Here is an 11,431-nt window from a genome sequence, read left to right on the forward strand (position 1 = left end):
TTTATACAGAACGGAGAGCTTGTTTAAAAATAAAGAAATGAACAAAAAGTTTAAATTATCAGATATTGTTAATATAAGGTCGGGAATGGTGGTTCCTAAAACCGTTAACAATGATGAGAAGCAACTGACCGATGCCTATGTTAGAATGGTTGGAACTTCTGATTATGATGATGATGGAAATTTAAGAAACGATCTTGAAGCTAACGTTTTGATAAAGCCGGCTATTGAAAAAAATTTCTTACAATATAACGAGGTTTTATTCAATGCCAAGGGAAGACGTTTTTTCGCTGCCTTATTCCGCAATGAATATTCCTTTACTATTGCCAGTGCTTCTTTTCTGGTTTTAACTATTCAAAATAATCTTATTTTACCTGAATTCTTGGTTTGGTATCTGAATCATCCTGAAACATTAAAAGTATTTGCTTCTAAAATGACGACCCAAAATATACCCTCGATCACAAAACAAGAATTAGGAGACTTGGAAATTATTATTCCTAATTTAGAGACGCAAAAGCAGATCATAAATTAGATTTCTTAAAAAAAGAACAAGTTGTTATTCAAAAGGAGTTAATCACTCTTAAAGAAAATTTAATCAATACAGTAACTTATAAAAAACTACAAAATGAGTACTAAAGTAAGTCAAAAAGATATAAACAATACAGTATGGAAAGCTTGTGACACATTTCGTGGTACAATCGATCCTTCTCAATATAAAGATTACATACTCACCATGTTATTTCTAAAGTATGTAACCGATGTGTATAATGAGAAAAAAGAAGAATATGCAAAAAAATATGAAGGCAACGAAGAACGTGTAAAAAGAGCATTGGAGCGAGAGCGTTTTATAGTTCCTGAAGAATCAAGCTTTTATTTTTTATATGAAAACCGTAACAATCCAAAGATTGGGGAAATGATCAATCATGCTTTAGCGGAATTGGAGGAAGCAAACAGAGAAAAATTAGGCGGTCATGATGGATCTAATATTTTTAGAAATATTGATTTTAACAGCTCTAATTTGGGAGATGCAAAAGGCAAAATAACCAGATTACGTAATTTGTTGAACGATTTTTATTCTTTAAACCTTTCTTCTTCTCATTTAGAAAATAACGATGTCATTGGAGGAGCATACGAATTTTTGATAGCTAATTTTGCATCTGATTCAGGGAAAAAAGCAGGAGAATTTTTTACTCCGGCGGAGGTTTCTACATTATTGGCTAAGCTGACCAAATCTAAACCAGGTTCACGTATTTATGATCCTACTTGTGGTTCAGGCTCTCTTTTAATCAAAGCAGGACGCCAGGTGGGTGATAATAACTTTTCGCTATATGGTCAAGAAGCAAATGGTAGTACTTGGGCATTGGCTGTAATGAATATGTATCTGCATGGCTATGATAGTGCTGTGATACGTTGGGGAGATACGTTGAGAAACCCAAAGCACAAGGAAGGAGATGCTTTAATGTTATTCGATACGGTATTAGCCAACCCTCCTTTTCATTGGATAAATGGGGAGCAGATGATTTGGCAAGTGACTCTTACAATCGTTTCTGGAGAGGTTTGCCACCAAAATCTAAAGGAGATTGGGCTTTCATTTCACATATGATAGAATCATTGAATAATACTGGTAAAGCAGGTGTGGTTGTACCACATGGTGTATTATTTAGAGGAGCTGCTGAAGGAAAAATTCGCACTAAAACGATTGAAGAAGATTTGATTGAAGCAGTGATAGGCTTACCTTCCAATTTGTTTTTTGGCACAAGTATTCCAGCTGCTATTCTTATTTTCAACAAGCAAAAAGTAAACAAAGAGAAAGTACTGTTTATTGATGCCAGCAAAGATTTTGTACCGGGAAAAAATCAAAATTCCTTAGGGGAAAAACACATTCAGCATATTACAGATATTTTCACGCAGTTTCATGATCAGGCAATGGAAACAGGAATTGTTGAAGAAAGATTCGCTTATATAGCCAGTTTTGAAGAGGTAAAGGAGAATGATTTCAACCTCAACATTCCTCGTTATGTTGATACTTTTGAACCAGAACCCGAAATCGACATTCAGGCAGTGATGCAGGAAATCAAATCTTTGGAAGCAAAACGAGATGAGTTGGATAAGGAGATTAATATGTATTTGAAAGAATTGGGAATTGATTTTTAATTTTTTAAATCCTTAATGTTTTTACTAACGAAAATTGAGTCATCGAGATGGAAAATAAAAAATTAAAAGTAGGTAACGTTCCCCCTTTGAGATTTCCGGGATTTGAAGAGGAATGGCAAACGAAGAGGTTGGGAGAGATTGCTGATAAAGTCAATAGTGGAAAGACTCCTTTAGGAGGTGAAGCCGTTTACACAAAGGAAGGTATACTTTTTATACGGAGTCAAAATGTAAACAACGACAGGTTAGAATTAGATAATTCTGTATTTATTCCAGAATCTGTAAATAACCAAATGAAAAACAGCATTGTTAACCCCAATGATATACTTCTTAATATAACAGGTGCTTCATTGGGGCGAAGCTGTGTTGTGTCTAATGATTTTAAAATTGGAAATGTTAATCAACATGTCTGCATTATAAGATTAAGTCAACAATATAATCCAAGATTTATTCAACCTATATTTTCATCAAATAAAGGTCAAATTATTTTCAATAATTTACAAACGGGGAGCGGTCGTGAAGGTCTAAATTTTGAAAGCATCAAGGGTATAAAATTATTTACACCTATCTTGGATGAACAACTAAAAATCGCATCTTTTTTATCACTCATTGACGAAAGAATCCAAACCCAAAGCAAAATAATTGAGGAGTTGAAGTTATTAAAGAATACGATTCGCTATCAACTCTATGAACAAATTCTTAATCAAGAAAATGAATTGGTTCAAGTTAAGGATGCTTTAAACTATGAACAGCCAACTAAATATTTGGTGACAAATACAGATTATTCATCTGATATTTCCTTGATTCCAGTTCTAACCGCGAATAAAGCTTTTGTATTGGGATATACCGATGAAGAATATGGTATTTATGATAAGGGGCAATGTATTATTTTCGATGATTTTACAATGGATGTAAAGTTTGTGGATTTTCTATTCAAAGTAAAATCATCAGCAATTAAAATTTTGACAGCTAAACCAAATGTGAATCTAAAATTTATATTTGAATATTTGTCATTTTTAAATCTATCGTCAAATGAACACAAACGCCATTACATTTCCGAAATTGAACCTATGGAAATACAATTGCCAAATTATATTCAACAGAAACATGTTGCAAATTTTTTATCAAGTATTGATGATAAAGTAAAAACTGAGTTTGAAATTCATATGCTATTGATTAAACAGAAACAATATCTTTTAGCCAATTTATTTATATAAACAAATTGGCTAAAAAGTATGTCTTTTGTCTCTCTAATTGCTGTAAAATACTGGTTTCAATTTCAATTTTCGCATCGATAGATAATAAAAAGTCAGCTATTTTATGTTGTTCCTCCAAAGATGGAAATGGAATTTTTATTTTAGCCATAATTCCATTCATTAATTTGGGGTTTCCAACATAAGAAACATATTTTTTTGATACAGAGTTTATTAATTCAGAAATACAGACATTTGCATAACCATCTTTACTTAATAAAACTCCGCAAACATTTGTACAATAGAATTTTCCGATACGATAGTTTACATCACCTGCATTAGCACCATCGGTTGTCCAAGTAATAGCATTCTCAAATAAAAAATCACTATGATAACCTGCCAGTCCTTTGTTTTTTGTTTGTGAAGAATAAACAGGAAAAGGTTTTTCTTTATTCCTTTCATTTGACAATAGATTCATGGCTAAGACATTTCCTCTTGTTATTTTAAAAATTTCACCTACTTCTTTTGAGTCCCACTTAGGGAAAACATACCCATTTTCATTTTTAAAGCTCAATTGAGCAGAGAATATTTTCTTACTAATCGTATTCACATAGGAAATTAAATCCTTAATCATGCCGTTATCGGCAGAAATCAATCAATATATAGTTGTTATTTGTTGTATATTTGCCGATAACGGCATCTATAATCAAAAGCTATGAATTATATTTCAGTAAGTGAGTTTGCAAAAAAGTGGAATGTTCCGGAAAGAACCGTCCGGAATTACTGTGCAACAGGAAGGATTAAGGGGGCTTTCTTAACTGGTAAAACATGGAATATTCCCGATGATGCGATATTGCCTGAGAAAGCAAATAAGAAGAAATTTAGTGATAATCCATTACTCAATCATTTCAAAGAGCAAAAAGAAATGAAGCTCAAAGGTGGTATTTATCACCGTACGCAAATCGATCTGACCTATAACTCAAACCGCATAGAAGGAAGCAAGTTAACCCATGATCAAACTCGATATATTTTTGAAACGAATACTATCGGAGCTTCCAAAGAAAGCGTTAATGTAGATGACATCATAGAAACGACCAATCACTTTCGATGTATTGATTTAATCATTGATAAAGCAAAATCTAAATTATCAGAATCATTTATAAAGGAATTACATTTTCTCCTGAAATCAGGAACATCTGATAGTCGAAAAGACTGGTTTAATGTTGGCGAATACAAAAAACTCCCTAACGAAGTAGGTGGCAATGAAACTTGCCCACCTAAAGAGGTGACGGCAAAAATGAAAGATTTACTTTCTGGTTACCACAGCATTGAAAAGAAAACTTTTGAAGATATTATAGACTTTCACTACCAGTTTGAAATCATTCACCCTTTTCAGGACGGAAACGGTCGTGTTGGTCGGCTAATCATGTTTAAGGAATGTCTTGCCAATAATATAGTGCCCTTCATTATTGATGAAGACATTAAACTGTTTTACTACAGAGGTTTACAGGAGTGGAATCATATTCGAGAATACTTGTTAGATACCTGTCTTACAGCTCAGGATAATTACAAAGCTATTCTTCAATATTTTCTAATAGAGTTTGATTAGATTTGAGATATTATTTCCCATAGTAAAGGGCTAAGTGAAAAGATATTTTCTCGAAAAATTAGATTTAGGGAATTTAAGGATGGATGGACATTGAAGAGTTTGGGAGAAATTTGTGAGAAAACAAAAAGTGGAGGCACACCAAAATCGACCATAAAAGAATATTATGAGGGTAATATTCCATTTCTTTCAATCAGTGATATGACAATACAAGGGAAGTATTTATTTTCAACTGAAAGAAATATCTCTGAATTAGGATTAAAGAGCTCGGCAAGTTGGATAGTTCCAATAAATTCTATAATATACTCAATGTATGCTTCGGTTGGTTTTGTCAGTATAAATAAAATCGAGTTGGCAACTTCTCAAGCTGTACTGAATTTAATTCCAAAAAATGAAATTAATCGAGAATATCTATATTATTACTTGGTCTATTTTCAGAAATATGTTGATAAGTATATTACAACGGGAACACAAGGAAATCTAAATGCAGAAACGGTAAAAAGTTTTGAAATTTATCTCCCGACATCAAAAGAACAAAATACTATAGTGCAATTTCTTTCTTCCATTGATACAAAGATAGAAACCGAGAAAAATATTTTAGATAAATACCATTCTCAAAAACAATATTTGTTACAGAACCTGTTTATATAAACAGGTTCTGTAACAAATGCTTTTTCTGTATCTCATATTGCTCAAGTAGTTTACTTTCTACAGCTATTTTGGTTGATAAGCTCCCCAAAGCTAATACAACTTTTTCTTGTTCATAAAGGTTAGTAATTTTCACTTCAAATTTTTCCAAAGTAGATTTTTGAATATTGGGTAACCAGAACCTACACGAAGTGCCATAATTTTATTTTCGTTGGCTTTCAAATAATAGTATAGATATTTGTTTTTAATGATTTTATCGATATTGTTTAGTGTATAACAATGTCCTCCGCTCCAAAATTTAGTATGGTTATATTGAACATATCCACAAGAATTTCCACCTTCACTTATAGAAATAATTTCTGCATCTGAATTGTATTCAGAATGGTAACCAGATGGTAATATTCCGCCATTCATTACATAATAAATTCCTGTTTCAGATAATTTGGAGGCATTTATTTGCTCTCCTTTTTTTATAGTGCAGAGTGATTTTAAAGGAAGAATAGAAAACTGAAATCGATTGAGTTCAAATATTTTTTGATAAAGCCCTTTAATTAAGGTTTCTAATTGTTTAATTATTTTGTTTTGGGTTTGGATTCTTTCGTCAAATAAAGCTAAAAATGTAGAAATTCTATTTTGCTCCTTCAACTTTGGAAAACTTAAAGTCAGAGTAGCTAATTGGCTTGAGTAAAGATGTACTACTGAAATTCCTTGTGCCAAATTGGCTATCTCCATTTTCTTTTTATTATTCAAATAATAAGATAGAAACACTCCATTATTCTCGGTTTTGATAATATTCAAATCACCTCCTAATGCAATGCCAGACTTCAATACACATGAAGCTGTTGCAATATCAATTGTTGTTTCTCCGATGCAGGAATGATAACATCATTAACCTCACTTAAGACTAAATTAGATGTATCAACATTAGTCTTGGATTTTATATCATTGATTACTTCTCCGTAATATGTGTATAGTTCTCCATATCTAATACATTCAGTAAGTCCGTTTTCGGCAATATCGCTTTTAGAAATGCCTTTTCCCTTGGAAAACGTTGCAATCTCCCCAACTTCTTTGTTTCCCATTCCCCTTCAAACCCGGAAATCTCAAAGGGGGAACATTGACTAACTTATATCCTCAAGGTTTAAAAAACCTTAATTGCTTTCCTTTGATATTAATTTAAAATTTAAGCAAAATGAATAAAAAACGAATTTCAGAAGTGATCACACTTTGGAAAGTAGACAAGAAGCAGTATGTCAAGAAATCAAGCTTTTCAGCTTATACACTTCTGATTGAAAATCATTTACAACCTGTTTTTGGTGATCAATTTGTTATTGAAGAGGCTGATGTACAAAGTTTTGTGTTCCAGAAATTGGAATCAGGTTTGAGCCATAAGACAATTAAAGATATACTGATTGTGCTGAAGATGATTCTCAAATTTGGTGCAAAACATAAATGGTTGGATTATACGCCTTTTGACATACAGTTTCCTACAGAGCGTGAAAAACACAATATTGAAGTATTAAGCCGGGCAGATCAGAAAAAAATAATGAGCTATATACAGGAACATTTTACATTCAGAAATTTAGGAGTTTATATCTGCTTGAGTGCAGGTATGCGTATTGGAGAAGTGTGTGCATTAACATGGCAGGATATAGATACAGATAACGGTGTTATCAGTGTTAATCGTACGATTCAACGTATTTATGTGATTGAAGAAGGAAACCGTAGAACGGAACTGATTTTAGATACGCCAAAAACCAAAAACTCCATTCGGGAAGTTCCAATCAGTAAGGATTTATTGAAGATATTGAAGCCATTTAAAAAAATTGTCAATCCATCATTTTTTGTTTTGACAAACGATGCTAAACCTACAGAACCCCGAACATACCGTAGTTATTATAAAAACTTAATGAAGGAGCTCAATATGCCGGAACTAAAATTTCACGGTCTAAGGCATAGCTTCGCCACAAGATGTATCGAAAGTAATTGTGATTACAAGACTGTAAGTGTACTTTTAGGGCATTCTAACATCAGCACCACTTTAAATCTCTATGTTCATCCTAATATGGAGCAAAAGAAGAAAGCTATTGAGCAAATGTTTAAGACATTAAGGTAGTTAAGAGTTGCTAATTATGAGTTATGAGTGCATTTTTTGCTATATTTGTTCAGTACGAAAGTTAGTATCATAACTCATAATTTCTAATTTATAAATGCATCAAGAACTGCCTAAATTCCATGAAACCTTTAATCCGATTCTGGAGATTTTATCAAACGGAGAAGTAATTCATACAAGGGTGATGCAAAAGAGGGTGATTGAAAAGTATTACGCTCATTTACCCAAAGAACTTCTTGAAGAAACGACAAAATCTGGAGAGAACTTAATCAATAATAGAATTGCTTGGGGAAAATCTTATCTTAAAAAAGGCGGGTATATTCATTATCCTTCAAGAGGAAATGTACAAATTACGGAAAAAGGAATTGCTCAGAAAAACACATTTAAGTTTAAATAGCTTAGAGCAGGAAAGTTCTTTAATGGATTTTTATCAAACAGAAAATGATAAAAAATCAACAGAAATAAAGAAAATATCGAATGCTTCTCCCCAGGATTTAATTGATGAAGGCTTTAATCAAATTGAGAAGGAAACCAAGAACGAACTTCTTGAAAAGTTGAAAGAAATAGATCCCTATTATTTTGAAAAAGTTATTTTGATTTTGTTAAAGAAGATGGGGTATGGAGATTTTATTGAAACTACAAAATCTTCTGACGGAGGAATTGACGGAGTTATAAATGAAGATAAACTCGGCTTGGATAAGATTTATATTCAGGCAAAAAGATTTACAGAAAATAAAGTCCGTGAAAAAGACATCAGAAATTTCATTGGGCAATGAGTGGTGACACTAACAAAGGTGTTTTTGTGACAACCTCTTTATTTGATAAAGGAGCAGAGGAAAAGGCTAAAAACGCACATCACAAAATAATTTTGATAGATGGTAATAAATTGGTTGATTTAATGCACGAATATAATGTTGGTGTACAAATAAAAGCAACTTATGAAGTAAAAACATTTAGACGAAGATTTCTTTGTAGAACAGTAAAATAGCATCCATAAATCCATACCATGGCATTCACCGAAGATAATATATCACAAATTCCTGCGCTCAAACTACTTATTAATCTGGGGTATGATTACTTATCCCCCAGCGAAGCCTTACAACTTCGTGAAAATAGAGAAAGTAATGTTATTTTAACTGATATTCTCAGAGAGCGTTTGATGCATATCAATGATATTAAAATCGGAAGTAAAAAAACGAAGTTTGAATCAACAAATATTGAAAAAGCAATCCAGAAACTTCAGGATATACCACTTTCTGAGGGATTGGTACAAGCTTGTAATCAAATTTACAATTTGTTGGTATTTGGACATGCTTTAGAACAATCTATTGATGGTGACAAAAAAAGTCATACAATTCAATATATTGATTGGGAAAATCCTACTAACAACTATTTTCACGTATCGGAAGAATTTTCGGTATTACGTACAGGACGAAAAGATACGTACCGACCAGATATTTCTTTATTTGTCAATGGTATTCCGTTAGCTATTATAGAATGTAAAAGTCCAACAATCAAAACGCCTATTCACGAAGCAATTTCTCAACATATCAGAAACCAACAAGAAAATGGTATTCGTAATTTATATGTATATAGTCAGGTATTATTAGGCAACCTCTTTGTTAGAAACTAAATATGCCACCACCAATACTAAAGAAGAGTTTTGGGCAATCTGGAAAGAGAAGGAGGTACAGTTTATTGACGGTTTAGATGATTTAGTAAATACCGCTTTATCAAAGGATATAGAAGCAAAACTTTTCTCGAATCCGGATATTAGAACTAAATCAGACCATATTGCATACCAAGAAAAGTATCAACAATACGTAGCACCTACCCAACAGGATATTTTTATCCAAAGTTTGTTAAGTCCTGAGCGTTTATTAGCTATTGTTAAGGACTTTATTCTGTTTGAAGCTGGTGTTGTCAAAAAAATTGCCCGCTTTCAGCAGTTCTTTTCCATCAACAAAATCATTGAACGGATAAAACCCGTTCGTAACGGTAAAAGAAAGGGAGGTGTTATCTGGCATACACAAGGCAGTGGGAAATCTTTGACAATGGCAATGCTGGCTCGTAAAATTCAAGACACTATAAATAATCCTCAGAATTATTTTAGTGACAGATAGAATTGATTTTAGACCGACAAATTACGTCTACATTACAAAAAGTAGAAGTAGATGTCATCAATGCCGTATCTGGTAAACAACTAGTGAGCTTACTGAAGGGCAATGGTGATTTTGTAACAACTACTATTATCAACAAGTTTGATGCAGCAGTCAAAAGTTTGTCAGATAATCAATTAACCAGTCACAATATTTTTTGTGTTAATTGACGAAGCTCACCGAACACAACATGGTATTTTTAATGTGAATATGGAAAAAGTATTGCCTAACGCTTGCTTTATCGTATTTACAGGAACGCCGTTGATGAAAAAACAAAAAAATACAGCGAATAAATTTGGAGGTATAATAGATACGTATCCCATCTCAGAGGCGGTTGAAGATGGGGCTATCGTACCTATTTTATATGAAGGAAGATTGGCAGTACAGGACGTAAATCGAAAGGTGCTCGATAAAAATGTGGATATGGTGATGGAAGATCTGGAAGAATATCAACGTGCCGATCTGAAAAAGAAAATGAGCCGGGCAGGCTTGATTACCAAAACGGAACAAAAATATTCACGAAATTGCGAGGAATATTAGTCAGCATTTTTACTCAAATTGGGGAGATGGAAATAAAACAACAGGAATACACTCAGGATTCAGAGGTATGGTGGTGTGTCCAGATAAATTAACTGCCGTTAAATACAAGAAAGCATTTGACCTTATCGGGAAAGTAAAAACGGAAGTAGTCATGTCGGCTCCAGATACACGAGAAAATAATGAAGATGTACACAGCTCTGAATCGCCCGAAGTCACTCAATATTATGAGTTATTAAAAACCAAATACGGTCAGCGGATCGATGAAGATATCATACAACAATACGAAAAAGGAGAAAATATCGAATTACTGATTGTTATTGATAAGCTTCTTACAGGGTTTGATGTACCTCAGACGATTGTGATGTATTTATGCCGTAAGTTACGAGAACATACATTACTTCAAGCTATTGCCCGAGTAAATAGAGTTTTCCCCGGAAAGGATTATGGATACATAATTGATTATGCTGGAATAATGCAAGAACTTCAGGAAGCTTTGGAGAATTATTCTGGAGATGATAATTTCTTTGATCCAAAAGATCTGGCAGGTTCTTTAACAGATATTTCTGAAGAAATAAATAAATTACCCCGTGCTCATACTGATTTGTTGAATATTTTCAAAACCATTAGCAATAAGCAGAATATTGATGAATATATCGTCTTTTTATCTGACCAGTCTATAAGAGATGATTTCTATACTAAATTTAATATTTTTGCCAGAATGCTAAAGGTAGCATTATCTTCTATTGACTTTCATAACCAAACATCGGAGCAAGAAATTAAGCAGTATAAAGACGATCTTAAAAAATTTGCAGGTATTCGTGTCGCAGCAAATTCGATTTATCTCGATAAAATCAGTTTTACACAATACGAAAAGCAATTGCAGAAATTGCTCGATCAACATGTCATTACGGAGGAAATCATTCGTTTAGTAGAACCTTTGGATATTTTAGATACTGAAGCCTTTGCTGAGGAAGTTGAAAAATTGGTAGGACCAAGAGCTAAAGCTGAAAAAATTGCAGCGGCA

15 protein-coding genes and 1 pseudogene are annotated in these 11,431 nt (G+C 32.9%); 13 read left to right on the forward strand and 3 right to left on the reverse strand.

Annotated features, from left to right (window positions below):
- Positions 1-37: 37 nt before the first annotated feature.
- The 4 genes from DTA23_RS00005 to DTA23_RS00015 all read left to right on the forward strand — a co-directional run bounded on the left by DTA23_RS00005 (position 38) and on the right by DTA23_RS00015 (position 3,365).
- Positions 38-529, forward strand: a complete 492-nt coding sequence (locus DTA23_RS00005) for a restriction endonuclease subunit S (protein ID WP_146752967.1) — start codon at positions 38-40, stop codon at positions 527-529.
- 93 nt (positions 530-622) lie between these two features.
- Positions 623-1,600, forward strand: a complete 978-nt coding sequence (locus tag DTA23_RS28240; protein ID WP_256602442.1) for a class I SAM-dependent DNA methyltransferase — start codon at positions 623-625, stop codon at positions 1,598-1,600.
- Positions 1,495-2,151: an N-6 DNA methylase gene (locus DTA23_RS28245; protein WP_256602444.1), complete on the forward strand. Its 657-nt coding sequence runs from the start codon at positions 1,495-1,497 to the stop codon at positions 2,149-2,151. The genes DTA23_RS28240 and DTA23_RS28245 overlap by 106 nt, the downstream gene beginning before the upstream one ends.
- A 47-nt stretch (positions 2,152-2,198) precedes the next feature.
- Positions 2,199-3,365 (forward strand): restriction endonuclease subunit S, encoded by a 1,167-nt coding sequence (locus DTA23_RS00015; protein ID WP_112373420.1) that lies wholly within the window; start codon positions 2,199-2,201, stop codon positions 3,363-3,365.
- Here the strand turns inward: DTA23_RS00015 and DTA23_RS00020 are convergent.
- Positions 3,358-3,996: a restriction endonuclease subunit S gene (locus tag DTA23_RS00020; protein WP_204990819.1), complete on the reverse strand. Its 639-nt coding sequence runs from the start codon at positions 3,994-3,996 to the stop codon at positions 3,358-3,360. The two genes, DTA23_RS00015 and DTA23_RS00020, sit on opposite strands and share 8 nt — an antisense overlap.
- A gap of 60 nt (positions 3,997-4,056) precedes the next feature.
- Here DTA23_RS00020 and DTA23_RS00025 point away from each other — a divergent pair, with 60 nt between their 5' ends.
- Both DTA23_RS00025 and DTA23_RS00030 read left to right on the forward strand, forming a co-directional pair.
- On the forward strand, positions 4,057-4,950 hold the full coding sequence (locus DTA23_RS00025) for a Fic family protein (protein WP_112373422.1): 894 nt from the start codon (positions 4,057-4,059) through the stop codon (positions 4,948-4,950).
- Between the two features lie 90 nt (positions 4,951-5,040).
- Positions 5,041-5,598 (forward strand): restriction endonuclease subunit S, encoded by a 558-nt coding sequence (locus DTA23_RS00030; protein ID WP_172462276.1) that lies wholly within the window; start codon positions 5,041-5,043, stop codon positions 5,596-5,598.
- Between the two features lie 129 nt (positions 5,599-5,727).
- Here the strand turns inward: DTA23_RS00030 and DTA23_RS00035 are convergent, their stop codons facing one another.
- Positions 5,728-6,423 (reverse strand): restriction endonuclease subunit S, encoded by a 696-nt coding sequence (locus DTA23_RS00035; RefSeq protein ID WP_112373424.1) that lies wholly within the window; start codon positions 6,421-6,423, stop codon positions 5,728-5,730.
- Positions 6,420-6,677: a restriction endonuclease subunit S domain-containing protein gene (locus tag DTA23_RS00040; RefSeq protein ID WP_112373425.1), complete on the reverse strand. Its 258-nt coding sequence runs from the start codon at positions 6,675-6,677 to the stop codon at positions 6,420-6,422. Before DTA23_RS00040 ends, DTA23_RS00035 begins: the two co-directional genes overlap by 4 nt.
- 110 nt (positions 6,678-6,787) lie before the next feature.
- Between DTA23_RS00040 and DTA23_RS00045 the strand changes: the two genes are divergently transcribed.
- From DTA23_RS00045 to DTA23_RS00075, 7 genes and pseudogenes are all read left to right on the forward strand, one after another.
- Positions 6,788-7,711, forward strand: a complete 924-nt coding sequence (locus tag DTA23_RS00045) for a tyrosine-type recombinase/integrase (protein WP_112373426.1) — start codon at positions 6,788-6,790, stop codon at positions 7,709-7,711.
- 94 nt (positions 7,712-7,805) lie between these two features.
- On the forward strand, positions 7,806-8,105 hold the full coding sequence (locus DTA23_RS27330) for a winged helix-turn-helix domain-containing protein (protein WP_218565275.1): 300 nt from the start codon (positions 7,806-7,808) through the stop codon (positions 8,103-8,105).
- A 214-nt stretch (positions 8,106-8,319) separates the two neighbouring features.
- Positions 8,320-8,696 (forward strand): annotated as a pseudogene (locus tag DTA23_RS28250) (restriction endonuclease).
- 18 nt (positions 8,697-8,714) lie between these two features.
- Positions 8,715-9,341, forward strand: a complete 627-nt coding sequence (locus DTA23_RS00055; protein ID WP_112373427.1) for a type I restriction endonuclease — start codon at positions 8,715-8,717, stop codon at positions 9,339-9,341.
- The gene (locus tag DTA23_RS00060; RefSeq protein WP_112373428.1) at positions 9,328-9,831 is read left to right on the forward strand and encodes a DEAD/DEAH box helicase family protein; all 504 of its coding nucleotides are present in this window, start codon (positions 9,328-9,330) and stop codon (positions 9,829-9,831) included. Before DTA23_RS00055 ends, DTA23_RS00060 begins: the two co-directional genes overlap by 14 nt.
- Before the next feature lie 195 nt (positions 9,832-10,026).
- Entirely contained in the window at positions 10,027-10,407 is a 381-nt protein-coding gene (locus tag DTA23_RS00070; protein ID WP_112373430.1) for a hypothetical protein, read from the forward strand.
- A gap of 73 nt (positions 10,408-10,480) precedes the next feature.
- Positions 10,481-11,431 (forward strand): type I restriction enzyme subunit R domain-containing protein (locus DTA23_RS00075; RefSeq protein ID WP_146752968.1); only part of this gene is annotated, 951 nt, incomplete at its 3' end.

Source organism: Sphingobacterium multivorum (genome assembly GCF_900457465.1).
Taxonomy (GTDB): Bacteria; Bacteroidota; Bacteroidia; order Sphingobacteriales; family Sphingobacteriaceae; genus Sphingobacterium; species Sphingobacterium multivorum.